The following is a 14146-nucleotide window of genomic DNA, read 5'->3' as shown; positions in this document are numbered from 1 at the left end:
AAGACACGATCGTCAATGAAGATGCCTCCCTTGACCAGCCGCTCCGTTACGCGGACACCGAAATTCCGCACGGCATTGCCGATCTCCCTGCGTGCTGGTGACCCGCAGTCAGGGATCGCACCTCAGCCCCGCCGCCCCTTCCGCGCGCCCTAGCCGTCGTCGGTGCCCTGGGCACCGGGGCACGAGGAGATCGCAGCATGTCCGTATCACCGGCCACCGTGCACGCGTACCGTGAGGTGACGACCCGCCGGGAGGACCAGATGAGCGCGCAGCCCGACCACGCACCCGTCCCGCCGCACGCCCCCGCGCCGGGAGCTCCGGCCGAACTCCTCGCCCAGCTGCGCGCCGACCGGCGCGCCGCGCAGTGGGTGCCGGCCTTCGAGCGGCAGTGGGCGGCGGCCCTCGAGGAGTCCCGCCGGACGTTCTCCCTCGCCGTCCTGTACGAGGTCGTCCAGGACTGGCAGAGCCGTCTCGCGCACGCCCCGGCGGTGGATGCGTTCGTGGCCTCCGGCTACGACGACAGCGAGGGCGTCGACATGGCGGAGCTGCGCGGAAGGCGCCGGTGACCGGACAGCCGTACGCGGTCCGCTTCTCCGCCCCGGCCGCCAAGGTCCTCGACGCCCTTCCCGAGGACGTCGAAGACACCGTGTGGGACGTCCTGGACGCTGCAGCCGGCGACCCGTGGGGCTTTCGCCAGTGGAACGCCGACGACCCCGAGGGCGAGGACGTGCGCTACGCGGCCGTCGGTCAACTGTCCCTCACCTACTGGGTGAACAGGCCCCTGCATCGCCTGACCGTCCTGAGTGTCGTCTGGCTCGGATAACCACCCGGCGACAACGCTCCGGCCGCGGCATCGCAACTGCCGGGGGCGGAGCTCCCGGCATCGTGGCTACGGCTGTATCCACCAGCAGCTATCCGGGCGGCCACCCGTATCTGTGCGAGGTGGTTACCAGGTGCCGCGGGGGCGTTCGGCACCGAGCTGGACTTCGCGGAGGTATTCGCGGCAGTCCGGCAGGCCGCTCATGCGGCGGCCTGCCGCCGCCGACGGACTGCCGGTTTACTCCGGCGGCCCCTGTGCGTCCTTCCACGGCGCCCGACCGCCCGCTCCTGAACTTCCTCGCCGATGTCGAGGACCACATCCGGTGCGGCAAGACCACCGGCAGTCTCGGCGAAGAGGGTTCCTCGGTCGGTGACTGGCTGCTGAGGCGTTTGATGTTCACGGCTATAGCCGTGTGGCTCGGTGCGGTGCGCCCGTGGCCGAGCTGGTTACTGCGTCGGCGGACGCCGTTGTGCAGAGCGCGACGTCGACGGTCCCCTCGGGTGCCGCGCCGTCCAAGCTGTTCGACGACATCAGCCACGAGGGTCTGCGGGTCCTGCTCCGCTGCCCTGGCTAGTGGGGCACGGCAGCCGGGGTGGCCCGTCACAGCCATGCCGGGGGCTCGTCGCGCGGGTGTTTGTCCTGGCGGCGGCCGAAGAGGGCTTGGAACAGGCCGGCTTCTACAGGGTCGCGGTGAACTGCTTGTTCATCACGGATTCCGCCTGTTCAGGAGCTTTCGATGAGAATGAGGTTGTTGCCGTCCGGGTCACGCACAGCGAACATGGGCGGCACTGCGGGCCCCATCCGCACGACTTCTGCGTCCGCATCGACGCCGTGTGCGCGCAGGTCGGCATGGTCGGCGTCGGCGTCCCGGGTCGTAAGACGGATGCCGGCCGGGACCCCCTCGGGAACGAGCGCGACAGTCGTCGTCGCCCCAGGCGGTGCCACCTCGATCCAGCGCCCGTCGCCGAAGGGTACGTCCCGGCGTACTTCGAAGCCGAGTTCACCGACGTAGAACTCAATAGCCTTCTGCTGGTCGGTGACGCGAATCCCGACCGTGGCCACCTGTGTGATGCGGGTGGTTTTGCCCATCCCCTGCCTCCGCTTCCTTGATGTTCACCAAATAAGACGGAGGCAGGCGGGGAAACTCATCGCTGGCCACGAAGTTCGACCGAACAGGGCTCGTCAACACGGCGAACGTTGCCTGATGCGGCACTGGCGAGCCGGTCCCCGGTCCCCGGGCCCCGGCCCCGGAGCCGGGGCCCGGCTCGCGCGCCGCTCGGTAGGGACGAATCTGGCGCTGCTGTTCCAACGCAGGCACGGGTCATCGCGTCACGGCCGGACGGGGATAACCTGGACATGAAGGTTCCCTTCCCACTCGGCTCGCTCCTGTACGCCGCGGGCGGGCTGATGGGCGTGTGCGTGACAGTGATGGGGGCCGCGCCGGGTTCCTGCTGGATCCGTGGCGGGGCCTGGGTGACGGGCTCGTCCTGGGCGTGGGCGTGTTCCTTCTGATCGTGAGGACCACAGTCTTGCTGTGCAGCCTGCAGACGCGGGAGACGCGGGAGACGCTGCGCAGCATCACGCAGGGCGATGCCGAGGGGGAGGCCGCCGCCCTCATGGTCCTGCACGCGGTCGCCCTGCACGAGGCTGCGGTGTTCCCGCTGCGACCCGGCGGGGTGAGCCCGGATGAGCGTGACCTCCGGCGCGTCATCGCGTACCAGTTCGCGGCTTGTGAGGGGGTGCCGGAGCTGGTGCGGGGCTTCATCCACCTCCACGACGACCAGACCTCCTGAAGCCGGCCGTCACACAGCCGCCACACCCCATGCAGCACCACCGCACGGCCCGTGAAACCATGCTGACGGGCGCTCTGCACGCACTGCACAGCGCGGGCGCTCCTGACCGTGCGCAGCTGCTTCGCCCCCCGTCGGCGGCTGCGCACGGTATCCCCTCTCACCAACCCCGATGACGCTCAGTCCCACTTGAGTCCGAGGGCTGCGAGTGCGGCAAGTTTGTCGGCGGTGAGCTCGTCCACTCACCGCCAGCACCTGCCCGCCAGCCCCGGAACCCAACCGCCCGTCAGGGCTTCCTCGACTGGCAGCACATCCCCCGCCGCGGTCCTGGCGCGTCGCCACTCACCCCGCAGGCTGAGGTGATCGCTCTCAAGGTGGTGCTCACCAACTTGCCCCGGCTCCTGCCAGAGCCGATTTCGGCGAAGGAGCAGCACCCACCGTCAGTTCGCCAAATCTCCATGACCACTGGACAGGCCCGCTACAGCCACCCAGAAGAAGACGTGCCCGCACCTGGGAGACGGCATTCGTGAGCGTTCGGCGAGGACGTTCACTGCGCTACGGCCGCGTCCGCGGTGGACGGCGGGAAACAAACTCACTTCCGTGAACACATAACGCGACGATATGCACTTATTGTTACTTTTCATGTGTTGACGCTCGCCGTGGTGATTCTCTTGCTGGTAGGCGGGGCGGTGGAAGGGACTGCGGTCGTGAGTGGTGGGCAGAGTGGGCTTCCCCGGTTGCTGACGGCGGCGGAGACGGCGGCGCCGGTGGAGGCGGTCGATGTGATCGCGGAGGATCTGCGGCGGCGTTTCGAGGCCACGAAGGTCTCTTTCCTGATCGTGGACCTGACGGGGAAGGCGGTGGCGCGGCTGTCGACCGCCCCTCCAGATGGGCGGCAGGCGGAGCGGATCCCTTTGTTCGGCAGTGTCTACGAGGAGGTGATCCGCACCCAGCGGCTGTATCAGGTGGCGACCGGGCAGGGGCAGCGGGTGATCGTGCCGGTCACCAACCGGGGGGATGCGATCGGGCTGCTGGAACTGCTCCTGCCCACCGCCCCCGGCGAGGACATCCTCGACGCGGTCGGGGAGGCCGCCCATGTCCTCGCCTACATCGTGATCGCCAACGGGCGCTTCACCGACTTCTACACCTGGGGCAAGCGCTCCAGACCGCCCACCCTCGCAGCGGAGATCCAGTACCAGCTGCTCCCCCCGTCACTGTCGTGCGAGGCCGCCCAGTTCACGCTGAGCGGGAGCCTGGAGCCCTCCGAAAACCTGAGCGGCGACACCTTCGACTACACCCTGGACCGGGACACGCTGCACGTGTCGGTGACCGACCCCATGGGCCACGACATCGGCGCCGCCCTCGCCGCCACGGTCCTGGTGAGCGCCCTGCGCGGCGCCCGCCGCGCAGGAGCCGACCTGGCCGAACAGGCCCACCGCGCCGACCAGGCACTTGTCGAACACGGCCACGGGCATGCCACGGGGCAGCTGCTGCGCATCAATCTCCGCACCGGGCGGGCCCAGCTCGTCAACGCCGGGCATCCCTGGCCCTTGCGCATGCGCGAGGGCGTTGTGGAGGTGATCACCTGCGAGGTGGACCATCCTTTCGGGCTGTCCGAGTTCGCGACCCGTCCCTACCGTGTTCAGGACCTAAATCTGCGCCATGGTGACCGGCTGCTCATGTTCACCGATGGCATGGTCGAACGGCACGGGGAGAGGGTCGACCTGCCAGCTCTGCTGGCGCGCACCCGGGGCCTTCACCCGCGGGAGACGGCCTTGATGCTGACGTCCGCAGTCCGGGACGCGGCCGGCGGCCGTCTCGAGGACGATGCCACTGTGATGTGCCTGGACTGGCACGGCCCCCAGGAGATCCAACGACACGTCAGCTCCGGCGCGGATGTCCAACAGGCTTCAGCCGGCCGCCCAAAGCAGCAACCGTGAGCAGAGTGCTCTCCTGGACGGCGTTTGGCTGCTGCTGAGTAGCTCTCCCGTCGCGCCTCCTCCTGCAAGCCTGAGCGCCCGCCCTTTCCCAGCTGCGACCGGCGGCTGCATCCCGGCCGGCCGTCCGTGGCGCGGTGCCCGCGGGCTACGCGGGGCAGGGACAGACCTGCCACGCGGCCTGTTGCACAGAGCCTTGCACGGGGTGTTGCCGGGACTTCCGACCGGATGGAAGGAAACAGCTGGCCACAGACCGTGCACGGGCCTGGGTGAGGGCCCGAGACCGGGTGGGGCTCGGGCCCTCACGGAAATCGCGTGCCCACCCGTGGGGTGGTGCGGGCTGCGACGTCGTATCAACGTTCGGTACAGGCCAGGGACACGGACTACCGCTGCGCCTGGTACCACCGACGACGCGCGGACCCGCTAACTCACCATCGCTCTGTCTCGACGCCGTCGCGGCTGCCTCTTCTAGGCCATTCGACCAGGGTGACGTCCAGGGTCTCCCGGCTTCCCCACCGGGCGGGAACGACCAGTCCGTCCACGGATGCCCGGTCCGTGCCGCCGCGAGGTGCCCGGCGAGTGCGGCGCCTGCGGTGCGGGGGAGGGTGGTGGTGCGGCCGATGTACTGCAGGCGCTCCTGGTTGTCGTGTCTGCTGAGCAGCAGCGCGCGGGGAGCCGGTGATGGCGCAGACGATTGCCTCGGTGGTCTCGCGGACCTTGTACTTCCGCCAGCCCCGGGCCGCGGACCGGCAGGGATCGGCCAGCCGTTTGAAGACGACGCCCTCCACGCCCACTGACGTCCAGGTCAGCCATTCGCGGACGGTGTCGGGGTTGGTGGTCGACGGGGACAGCGTCCACGGGGCGGTCAGCCGCCGGGCGGTGAACGTCGCTCCAGTGGGGCCCGGCGGCGCCGTTAGGGCCACGCCGTCGTGTCCGCCCCCGACAAGCGCAACAGATCGAACGCGACGAAGTGCACCGGCCACTCTTCCGCGGCCTGCGCGGCCGCGGCACCCCGCCGCTGAAGCCGATTCTGTAGCCGTTCGAACGCGAACCGGTTGCCTTCCCACACGACCAGCTCCCCGTCCAGCGCGGTCGCGTCCGGCAGTTGCACGGCGGTGGCCGGTGTGATGTCGGGGAACGCCGGTGCCATCTCGGTGTCGTGTCTCGAGTGCAGGACGACCCGTCCCGGGTCGGTGTGGAGCAGGGCACGGAAGCCGTCCCACTTCGGTTCGTCCGCCCACCCTGGCCCCAGATCGGGCGTCGGTACGGGCGTGGTCAGCATCGGCTCGGGCTGTGACCAGGTCACCCGGAATTCCTTCCACCCGGCGGGCGCTGGCGCTGGGTGCGGCCCCCGAGCAGTTGCGTGCGGACAGGGTGCCGAGGCTGGTGGTCACCGCGGCGGCAGGATCAGCTCCGGGCCGGGGAGTGATGACGGTGCTTGTCCCCTGTTGGGCGGCTGGTGTTTTTCCCCTGGGTTCTGATCCGCTGTGTGGCGTCGTCCGTGGTCCAGTGGGTCTTGCCGTCCGGGAGCTCGTCGATCGCGGCGAACCGTTCCTGTTCGTCGTCGATGCCGGCCAGCACGCGGTGGACGGTGAACGACTCTGTTTTCCGGCGTTGGTCGGCCGGCCAGCGTGAGGCGGTCCAGCGCGCCTGCTGGATGGTGGTCACGGGCAGGCCGAGGTCCTCGGCCAGCCGGGCCAGGGACTGTGCCACCGGCCGTGTGGCGTCTGTGGCCTGGCCGCTGCAGGACCGTATCGGTTCGATCTCCAGAGCCCGGTCACCGATCGTGAACTGCCCTTGTGTCTGTTGTCCTCTCACGCCGCGCAGCTCGGCAACGATCTGCACGTAGCGGGACCGGCTGACCGCTCCGACCACCTCGTTCTCCTCGGATATGGCTTCCACTGCCCACGAGCGCGGTTCGTGGCACGGCGCTTCGGGCCATGACCGGCCAAGGCCCACGCCCATGACGGAGCGTCACGCACCGTCAGTCAAGATCGCAATACGTGCCCATTAATGATCGTTCTGGGTAGAAGTGGTCCCGGGTGGCGGCCGATGATCCGTTCACTCTGAGCGATCCGTGATCGGCCTCTTTCGGTGTCTTCGAGTCCTCGCCTCACCGGGCCTCGGGCGGCAGTTCGAGTTCGTCCAGTCGCAATGCATGAACGACGTGGAAGGCACCGCACGCTGCGCCGAGAACCGCGCCCGACTCGTGCGAGCCCTCTACCAACGGCTGGACCGCCTCACAGAACCCCTCCCGGCCGCCATATAGCCCGAGGGGGAGCAGCCCCAGGATCCCAGCGCCTACACGCACTCCAGTGCGATGCCGCTGGCCCGGGGCAGCCAAAGACCCCTTCGCCGTCTGGGACCACGTCACCGGAGTCGTCGCCACAGCCACCACGGCCTGACCACAGGCCGGCACCCGGGCCCCACCACGCTCCGACGCGCCATCAGGCACCCACACACCCAGCAACGTGACAACGCCCTCAAAAGCCATACCCGGTGTCTCTGGGCCTCTGGACCTTACGATGGCCCGTCCAACCCACGAACAAGTTAGGACCGCTCAACTTTGAAGACCCACTTTGGCGAAGAGGTCGAGGATCAGGACTGGCTGCTCGGTGAGTTCACCCGTCGGCGCGGCGGGAAGCCGTGTCACGGGCGTGAGGCCACGTCCTGACATTGAGTGTCCCGGTCGGTGCCGCTCAGCCTGCGCTACCCTCCGCGGACGGTGGCGCCCCGGGAGACGAAGCCGCGTGCGAGCTGAGGGAGCCTGGCGGCCTCGAAAGCGCTGTACATCCCGCTCGCGACGAGTTGGAACTTGACGCCCTCGCGGCCATCGGGGCGCTCGTAGCCGTCGGGGAGGAATCGGCGGTAGTGCTCGCTGGCGCGTTGGAAGAACTGCGGGCGCTCGGCGTGGGAGAGGCACCCCTCAAGATTGAGAAGGAAGAGGTAGTGACGAATCATGCGAGTGAAGAGAAAGGGAGTCAGAGCGTCCAGGGCGGTGCGCTCCTGCAGCAGACCGAAGCTCTCTTCGTACCTGGCGAAGACGTCGAAGTGGGTGCCGCCTGGCGCGTCTGCGGGGTGTTGGGTGAGCCGGCGGCGGATTTGCACGCAGTTCCATTTCAGAACGCCGATCCGGTCAGCGGCGAGCATGGCGCGGTGGACGGCCGAGACCTCCTCGTAGAGACCGTCGGGAAATGAGAGGTGCTGCCGGGTCCACATGTCGCGGCGGAACAAGCGGTCCCAGGAGTAGGCGGGGGCACCGAACAACTCAGGCAGATCGATCGGGGCGAAGGACTCACGCCCCTGCTGGGCAATCAGCTCGGCGGCGGCACCGTGCCAGGAGCGACGGTGATGCAGACGCGTATGCCCGAAGAGAAGAACGTCCGGCTCGTCTGTAGCTTGCAGCTGGTCGGCCATGGCCTGAAGTGTTGTATCCCTGACGATGTGATCGCTGTCCAGGAACAGCAGGTAATCACCGGCGGCGTGCTCCGCGCCTGCGTTGCGTATCCGGCCGATGCCGACGACACCCTTCAAGCGCACGACGGACACGCGCCCGTCACGCTGAGCGTAGTCATCCACCACGTTCGCAGGGCACTCAGGCGACTGGTCCAGGACCGCGACGACCTCCAGATCCCGGAAGGACTGGTTCAGGATCGAACGCAGGCAGCTCTCCAGCTGACCCTGCAGGTCGTGAGCGGCGACTATGACGCTGATCATTGGGGATGTGCGCATGATCATCGAAACATAGGTCGGCAGCTCAAGGCATGACAAGCTATCGGACGTGAGGGTCTGGTGCACGACCGGGTGACATCTTGAACTGGCTTGCCCTGTGGGGCGGGTCGGAAGGATGTCGCTGTGCCCAAGCCTTTGGTGGGGTCGATGGACAGCCCCACCGGGTCTTGTCGGCGATCCAGTCGGTGGCGTACTGGCAGCGGTAGCCCTGGGCGGGCGGCCGCCAGGTGCCGGGTTTTGGTCGGCTTGGCTGGTCGCTCGCGCCGCGCTCCTGGGACAGAGCTGCTGGGCTCCCGCGCCGCATGGCGCAGCCGGTCCCCTATGGTTCCCATCACGCGGCGCGGCCTACGGCCTCACTGGAGGTCAGCCGATGCCGGTGACCTGGAGCGCGGTTGTCCAGTTGTTCTTGATGGCGCTGCGGGCGGCGGAGAGGGTGATGGTGCCGTTGCAGACGGCGTTCTTCAGCTTGGTCTCGGTGCCGTCTTTGGTGTAGGCGGTCTTCGTGCCGTAGTGCGGCTCGGGCCACAGGTTGCCGGGGTCACGGGGCGCACCGCCGAGCTCCAGCGGTACGAGGTGGTCTTCCTCGTAGTCCGACATGTTGGTGTCGGAGTACCCGTAGTCGATGATGCCCTGCGCCTTGAGCGGGTTGGTGTAGGACGTGGAGGGCCGGACGGTGTCGGTCCAGCCGGACACGCAGATGGTGCTGTGGATGTTCGACTGGGTGACGTCGGGGTTGTACGAGCCGGGCGTGCAGGACGAGTCGGGCAGCGGCAGGTAGGACTGGGAACAGGCGGAGGCGTGCGCGGTGCCGCTTACCGCGATGATGAGGCCGGCGGCGGCCATGCCGAGGGCGGTGGTGGTGGCGGTGACGCGGCGCAGAGGTCGCATTTGGCGGTCTCCCGAATTTGGCCCGGAGGCGAGGTTCCGGGCGGCTGACGGAATGACAGCACCGCTGGGTCTATGCGGGTAGATGCAGGCGGTGAACATCTGGTGACCTGCACCTTCTCCATACCAGGGCATGGGTGAGCCTTGCCCAAAGCCGCAGTTTCGCTTGGGATTTGAGCCGAACGGGCTGCGCGGTGGCGCACCCCGCATTCTGTCGTGCTTCTTGGCGCAGGCCCCGGCCGGTGTGCTGATACACCGGCCGGGCAGTATGTGCCCAGCCATTGCCTGCTCGTGAGGGGTCGCCATGCACTCCAGCTACCGTGCCGCGTCATCCGTGCTGTTCGCCGCGGTGTTCCTGGCGGGCTGCTCGCCGGCCGCAACGGGCGGATCTGCCGCGTCGCCGGCCGGGACTTCGGCCACGGGGCCGTCGGGTACGGACGGACGCGGCGGCCCGCAGGGGTCGATCGCGGTCGGGGCCGGCCCGCAGACCACCTACACCGTCCAGAAGCAGCCCCCGGCGGGCAGCTGCCACTTCCGGTACGAGAAGGGGGAGCCGCTGGAGGACCCGGCGTGCACGCCGGGCGCGATCTCTCCGGCGGTCACCCAGGCGAATCTGAAGTCCACGATCTGCCGCAAGGGCGGCTACACCTCCGGCATCCGGCCGTCCACGTCCGTCACCGGCAAGGAGAAGGCGCTCAACGCCGCCTCGTACGGCTACAAGGGCCCCATGGGGGATGCAGAGTTTGATCATCTAATTTCGTTGCAGCTTGGCGGCGACCCCAACGATGCCCGGAATCTCTGGGTTGAGCCGCCGGACCCCGGCCACAAGAAAGGCGGCGGGGTCAACAACCGCAAGGACCCGGTGGAGACGAAACTCCACACCGCGGTCTGTGCCGGGAAGGTCTCCCTGACGGCCGCGCAGAAGGCCATCGTCACCGACTGGACCACGGCCCTCAGCACCCTCGGTCTCGGCTGAGGGGAATCCCACCAGCCGCCATGCACGGCGTCGGCACATCACCGCGCCGTGCGAGCACCCGCCTGCCCTGCGGTGACCAGGGCGCGCCACCGCTGGCGGTGACCGGTTCGCCGTCAGTCCACCGCGCGGCCGACGCCGACTCGAGGGGGAGAAGGTGCATCAAGGGGCCCGCCGACGCACCGCTGATGATGGGCGAGAAGGCGTACCTCGTGGATTCGTAGCTGCGCCCTGACATCCCGCGCCGGTGATCAGCGCGTGAATGCCCCGGCTGGACGGGGGAGACCAGCCGGGGCCGTGGGCGGTGCCTGCGGAGGGCGGTCGCCTCTCGGCGAAAGGCTCCATGGGGCTTCCGCCGGACGATCGTCCCCATGGGCTATGGGTGAGGCCCGGGGACACTGTCCCCTCCGCAGCCACACTTTGATGAACGGTCAACTTCCTGGAGTTGTTCCCTCGACTCCCTGGCAGCCCCTGTGAGGTGGCACACCCGCCGGCCTCTTCGGGATATGGGGAAGCCGGGGATGTCCCTCCCCTCGTAGCGTGGAGTCCGTGATTTCAGGGGAAGCTGGGGTTCAGCACCCACCTGCCCACGAACTGACCTAGCCTCGATCTTGCATGACGGTCCGCCGACGGAGTCGGCGGACCGTTTCGCTTTCGGTGGCTGATGGTGGGCACGGTGGCGGCCCGGGTGTCGCGTCGGGTGGGCGCCGGGTTCCACTGCTCCGGGTGGGGTGGTGCTGGTCGTCGGGACGGGTGGACGGCTGGTCAGTCGGGGGCGGGGAGTTGGGCGGGCCGGTCGAGGGCTGCTGTGATCTCGTGGGTCCAGGGCCAGTGGGCCGCGAGGCGGAGGATGCGTCGGCGTCCGGTGGTGACGAGTTGTCCGGCCGTGGTGAACAGGCGGAGTCGCAGTCGGCGGGGTTCCCATAGCCGGGCCTTGCCGGTCAGGGCGAGCATGGGCATCCAGGCCAGCAGGTCCAACGCGATCTGCACGATCTCGAGTCAGATGTGGTTCTGGGCGGTGTCGTGCAGGGGCAGGTTGCGCAGTCCGGTGGCCCGGGCGGCCCGGATGCGGTCCTCGGCCCGGGCACGCAGGCGGTGGCGGAGCTCGAGTGCGGCGATCGGCAGGCCGGTGGTGTTCGTCGCGAAGCACGTGAGACGCATGCCGTCCGCGTCGGTGAGCCTCAAGTGGGCCCCGGGGTGTGGTCTTTCCTTGCGGACGATGAGCCGCATACCTGTCGGCCAGCCGGTCAGGACATCGCCGGTGAGTTCGGCGCCCCAGGCGCCGTCCCGGATCTCGCCGTTCGCCTCGACGGCCGGTGTCCAGGCGGATGCGGGGACCTTCAGCACGTGTTGGTGGATCGCGTCGGTGATCACCATGCCGACCGAGTAGGACAGCCAGCGTCCTCGCTTCGCGAGCCAGGCGACGAAGTCGTGGGTGCCGCCCGCGGAGTCGGTGCGGATCAGGGTCTGCCGCCGCGCCGGTACTCCTTCGGCAGCTGGGCCAGGGCCAGGCGGGTGGTGGTGATGTGGTCGGAGGCGGTGTTCGAGCCCGCGTTGCCGGGTCTGAGCAGGGCCGCGACGGGTTCCCCGGTGCCGCCCGGGCCGTGGTCGACGAAGGCCATCAGCGGGTGATGGCCGTAGGTCCGCTTCGAGGTCGGGGCAGCATCCTGCTTGTCGGAGTGCGCGATCACCAGCACCCCGTCGAGGTCCACGGTCACCTGCCCGTCGGCATCCGGCGCCGCGGCTCCGGCCAACTTCCAGACGCGTTCACGTACTTGTGCCCGCCCGGTCCTGATCGCCGTCAGGGCCTTCGGACCGGCGGCGCCCAGAGTGTCGATCAGTCGGGAGACCGTCGGATCGGAGGCCACCGGCCCGAACACGGCCGGCTCGGCCCGCAGCATCCCGACATCGGCCAGGCAGTCACCGCCCAGCGCGACCGCGAGCGCTACATCCAGCAGGATCTTCCCCGGATCGTGCACCGCCCTCGGCTTCCGCCACGGTGCCAGCGCCGCCGATATCGCCTGGTCCAGGCCGGTCTTGCGGATCGTCTCGACCAGCAGCACACCACCGGCCTGGGAGACCACCCCGCGACCACCGCCCTCGGTACGGACACGCGGGTAGGGCCCGATACGCTTCTTCACCTGGAGAGTGCTTCTTTCCTGTGACGACCTGGACCCTAGACAAGTTCCATCGTTGCAGGTCAGGGGCACTCTTCGCGTTTCTGATCACCCACCGGACACAATATGGGGCGCGAACTCTGCCGCCCCCGAGCGTCACACCAGCAAGGGAGAATTCCCGCGATGACAGACGAACACGAATCTGACGGCGATCTCTACGTGCTGTGGCACGCGCGCCATCTCGCGGTGGAGCAGGACGAACGGGTCATGCATCTCGATGCGGACGGCACCATCCACCTGGACGACGAGGAGTGGAGGATCATCGGCATCTACCCGGACCAGGCAGTCGCGGAGAGGCAGCGGGAGATCTCCAGAAAGCTTTCAGGGTTCCGGGACGAACCTGATTGTTTCGAGATCGCACCCGTGACGGTGGACGAGGATTTGTGGAACGAGGGGTTCGTCACGGTGTACCCCGAAGGGCTTAGGCGAGACTCATGAACCGGACGCTCTACCTCCTGGTGCACAGGCATCACTTCGCGGACGAACCGGGTGCTCCCACCACCGTCGACTTCATGGAAGACGGCGAACCGCTCTTCTGGGACGACAGCGAGGACAGCTTCACGTTCCTCGGCCTGTACTCGAGCCAGCAACGGGCGGAACAACGCATCGAGCAGGCGCGCACCCTACCCGGATTCAGGGGCCATCCCAACGGCTTCCACGTGCACGAGTACACCGTGGGTCAAACCCACTGGGCCGAAGGATTCCTCGCCGGCGAACAAACCGACGGCTGAGCAGGCACCACCGCCTCCAGCCGCGATTCTTCTCGACGGTCCGCCGACTCCATAGCAGGACCAAACCGGCCTGCGAGGCCATCTGGCGGCCGTCTCCCTGGACACGGACGCGCGGGTACAACCCGGTAGGCTCTGTCACCTGGAAAGTACTCTCTTCCTCGCAGTCGAGAGGACCCTCAGCAAGTCCCATCGTTGCAGGTTAAGAGCACTTTCCGTTTTCTGATCAGCCCCCGGACAGCCTGCTTCGTGAAAGCGCGAGGCCTAGGACGCGTACGAAGGTCTCGAGGACGGCCTCGTGGGGCAGGACGGGGGCAGCGAGAATGGAGGCAACGGAGGTCGGTGTTCGTTTCACGGTTTTTCTGGCTGAGTTTCTCGGACTCCCGCGGTTCGCAGGACTTCCGGGTCGGCTCCGCAAGCGTCTACCTGGCACGACGCAGGAGAATCCATGTTTTATGCCAACTCCGTCTGTGTGCCGCATAACGCCGAGCGGCGACGCACCCATCTATTACTTCACGCCTGTCCGATAGAAGCGATGGCTAGCTCGACAGTAATCATGAGACGAAGAGGCCGAGATTGATCTGCTTCTATCCTCTTTCCTCCCGAATGCAGGGAATCCGGTCTGGATCTGTCAGCTCGAGAGGTTCGGGTTGGACGCCGGGAGGAAAGTCGGTACCATCCCCGTATGGCTCAGAAAATTGTTACCGTTTACACGGATGACCTCACGGGCGCAGAAACTGACGAGGTGCGTACGCACACCTTTTCCCTCGACGGCGTGAGTTATGAGATCGACTTGGTCTCGGACAACTATGACAAGCTATTCGAGGCGTTTGCCCCCTTCATCGAGAAGGGCCGTAAGACCGGTCGGGCGAGCGGAGTCGGTCGAGCACGCAAGGCGCCGGTCGACGGGCCGAGCTCTGAGGAGCTCCGGACCTGGGCCAGAGCCAACAATTACGAGGTCAACGACCGCGGCCGTGTCCCGGCCAGCATCCACGAGGCTTACCGCAAAGCCCACTGACTGCACATAATTCCCTCACCGAGACGTTCCCGGCCGTCCCCGGCCGGGAACGCGGGCATTTCGCAGAGCGAGGTCAGCGGCGCATG

The 14146-nt window shown here is 67.8% G+C and carries 16 protein-coding genes and 1 pseudogene; 10 read left to right on the top strand and 7 right to left on the bottom strand.

Annotated elements, in window-relative coordinates; all coding sequences use genetic code 11:
• Nucleotides 1-260: 260 nt before the first annotated feature.
• From OHB41_RS00730 to OHB41_RS00720, 3 genes are all read left to right on the top strand, one after another.
• Entirely contained in the window at nt 261-566 is a 306-nt protein-coding gene (locus tag OHB41_RS00730; RefSeq protein ID WP_266705560.1) for a DUF6247 family protein, read from the top strand.
• Nucleotides 563-823, top strand: coding sequence for a hypothetical protein (locus tag OHB41_RS00725; protein WP_266696002.1), 261 nt, complete (start codon nt 563-565; stop codon nt 821-823). Before OHB41_RS00730 ends, OHB41_RS00725 begins: the two co-directional genes overlap by 4 nt.
• 430 nt (nt 824-1253) lie before the next feature.
• The gene (locus tag OHB41_RS00720) at nt 1254-1394 is read left to right on the top strand and encodes a hypothetical protein (protein ID WP_266696001.1); all 141 of its coding nucleotides are present in this window, start codon (nt 1254-1256) and stop codon (nt 1392-1394) included.
• Nucleotides 1395-1543: 149 nt separating this feature from the next.
• On the opposite strand, the gene OHB41_RS00715 is transcribed toward OHB41_RS00720, so the two are convergent.
• Nucleotides 1544-1909 carry a VOC family protein gene (locus OHB41_RS00715; RefSeq protein WP_266696000.1) on the bottom strand — a complete coding sequence of 122 codons (366 nt, stop codon included), beginning with the start codon at nt 1907-1909 and terminating at the stop codon, nt 1544-1546.
• A 267-nt stretch (nt 1910-2176) separates the two neighbouring features.
• On the opposite strand from OHB41_RS00715, the gene OHB41_RS00710 reads away from it, so the two are divergent.
• From OHB41_RS00710 to OHB41_RS00700, 3 genes are all read left to right on the top strand, one after another.
• Complete coding sequence (locus OHB41_RS00710) at nt 2177-2332, top strand: hypothetical protein (protein WP_266695999.1); 156 nt, start codon at nt 2177-2179, stop codon at nt 2330-2332.
• A 2-nt stretch (nt 2333-2334) separates the two neighbouring features.
• On the top strand, nt 2335-2613 hold the full coding sequence (locus tag OHB41_RS00705; RefSeq protein ID WP_266695998.1) for a hypothetical protein: 279 nt from the start codon (nt 2335-2337) through the stop codon (nt 2611-2613).
• A gap of 704 nt (nt 2614-3317) precedes the next feature.
• Nucleotides 3318-4550 (top strand): PP2C family protein-serine/threonine phosphatase, encoded by a 1233-nt coding sequence (locus OHB41_RS00700; RefSeq protein ID WP_266695997.1) that lies wholly within the window; start codon nt 3318-3320, stop codon nt 4548-4550.
• 425 nt (nt 4551-4975) lie between these two features.
• Here OHB41_RS00700 and OHB41_RS00695 read toward each other — a convergent pair whose 3' ends face one another.
• The 5 genes from OHB41_RS00695 to OHB41_RS00675 all read right to left on the bottom strand — a co-directional run bounded on the left by OHB41_RS00695 (nt 4976) and on the right by OHB41_RS00675 (nt 9167).
• The gene (locus tag OHB41_RS00695; protein ID WP_266695996.1) at nt 4976-5470 is read right to left on the bottom strand and encodes a DNA ligase-like domain-containing protein; all 495 of its coding nucleotides are present in this window, start codon (nt 5468-5470) and stop codon (nt 4976-4978) included.
• Nucleotides 5461-5853 carry an ATP-dependent DNA ligase gene (locus OHB41_RS00690; protein WP_266695995.1) on the bottom strand — a complete coding sequence of 131 codons (393 nt, stop codon included), beginning with the start codon at nt 5851-5853 and terminating at the stop codon, nt 5461-5463. The genes OHB41_RS00695 and OHB41_RS00690 overlap by 10 nt, the downstream gene beginning before the upstream one ends.
• A gap of 101 nt (nt 5854-5954) precedes the next feature.
• Complete coding sequence (locus OHB41_RS00685) at nt 5955-6449, bottom strand: DUF6192 family protein (RefSeq protein WP_266695994.1); 495 nt, start codon at nt 6447-6449, stop codon at nt 5955-5957.
• Nucleotides 6450-7256: 807 nt separating this feature from the next.
• On the bottom strand, nt 7257-8345 hold the full coding sequence (locus OHB41_RS00680) for a glycosyltransferase family 2 protein (protein WP_266695993.1): 1089 nt from the start codon (nt 8343-8345) through the stop codon (nt 7257-7259).
• A gap of 297 nt (nt 8346-8642) precedes the next feature.
• Nucleotides 8643-9167 carry a hypothetical protein gene (locus tag OHB41_RS00675; protein WP_095850733.1) on the bottom strand — a complete coding sequence of 175 codons (525 nt, stop codon included), beginning with the start codon at nt 9165-9167 and terminating at the stop codon, nt 8643-8645.
• A 301-nt stretch (nt 9168-9468) separates the two neighbouring features.
• Here OHB41_RS00675 and OHB41_RS00670 point away from each other — a divergent pair, with 301 nt between their 5' ends.
• On the top strand, nt 9469-10140 hold the full coding sequence (locus tag OHB41_RS00670) for a hypothetical protein (RefSeq protein ID WP_266695992.1): 672 nt from the start codon (nt 9469-9471) through the stop codon (nt 10138-10140).
• Nucleotides 10141-10902: 762 nt separating this feature from the next.
• Here OHB41_RS00670 and OHB41_RS00665 read toward each other — a convergent pair.
• Nucleotides 10903-12278: pseudogene (locus tag OHB41_RS00665) on the bottom strand (IS1380 family transposase).
• Between the two features lie 159 nt (nt 12279-12437).
• On the opposite strand from OHB41_RS00665, the gene OHB41_RS00660 reads away from it, so the two are divergent.
• The 3 genes from OHB41_RS00660 (at nt 12438) to OHB41_RS00650 (ending at nt 14060) form a co-directional block, all read left to right on the top strand.
• Nucleotides 12438-12752: a hypothetical protein gene (locus OHB41_RS00660; RefSeq protein WP_266695991.1), complete on the top strand. Its 315-nt coding sequence runs from the start codon at nt 12438-12440 to the stop codon at nt 12750-12752.
• The gene (locus OHB41_RS00655; protein ID WP_266695990.1) at nt 12749-13045 is read left to right on the top strand and encodes a hypothetical protein; all 297 of its coding nucleotides are present in this window, start codon (nt 12749-12751) and stop codon (nt 13043-13045) included. Before OHB41_RS00660 ends, OHB41_RS00655 begins: the two co-directional genes overlap by 4 nt.
• A 682-nt stretch (nt 13046-13727) precedes the next feature.
• Nucleotides 13728-14060: a histone-like nucleoid-structuring protein Lsr2 gene (locus OHB41_RS00650; RefSeq protein WP_266695989.1), complete on the top strand. Its 333-nt coding sequence runs from the start codon at nt 13728-13730 to the stop codon at nt 14058-14060.
• The last annotated feature ends 86 nt before the right edge of the window (nt 14061-14146 follow it).

It is taken from the genome of Streptomyces sp. NBC_01571 (assembly GCF_026339875.1).
Taxonomy (GTDB): Bacteria; Actinomycetota; Actinomycetes; order Streptomycetales; family Streptomycetaceae; genus Streptomyces.
This window is presented reverse-complemented; position numbering and strand designations above follow the sequence as displayed.

Bases quoted from the DNA above. Each gene is read 5' to 3' on its own strand.
- OHB41_RS00730 (WP_266705560.1), top strand. From the start codon at position 261: ATGAGCGCGCAGCCCGACCACGCACCCGTCCCGCCGCACGCCCCCGCG.
- OHB41_RS00715 (WP_266696000.1), bottom strand. From the start codon at position 1,909: ATGGGCAAAACCACCCGCATCACACAGGTGGCCACGGTCGGGATTCGC.
- OHB41_RS00710 (WP_266695999.1), top strand. From the start codon at position 2,177: ATGAAGGTTCCCTTCCCACTCGGCTCGCTCCTGTACGCCGCGGGCGGG.
- OHB41_RS00675 (WP_095850733.1), bottom strand. From the start codon at position 9,167: ATGCGACCTCTGCGCCGCGTCACCGCCACCACCACCGCCCTCGGCATG.
- OHB41_RS00670 (WP_266695992.1), top strand. From the start codon at position 9,469: ATGCACTCCAGCTACCGTGCCGCGTCATCCGTGCTGTTCGCCGCGGTG.
- OHB41_RS00660 (WP_266695991.1), top strand. From the start codon at position 12,438: ATGACAGACGAACACGAATCTGACGGCGATCTCTACGTGCTGTGGCAC.
- OHB41_RS00655 (WP_266695990.1), top strand. From the start codon at position 12,749: ATGAACCGGACGCTCTACCTCCTGGTGCACAGGCATCACTTCGCGGAC.
- OHB41_RS00650 (WP_266695989.1), top strand. From the start codon at position 13,728: ATGGCTCAGAAAATTGTTACCGTTTACACGGATGACCTCACGGGCGCA.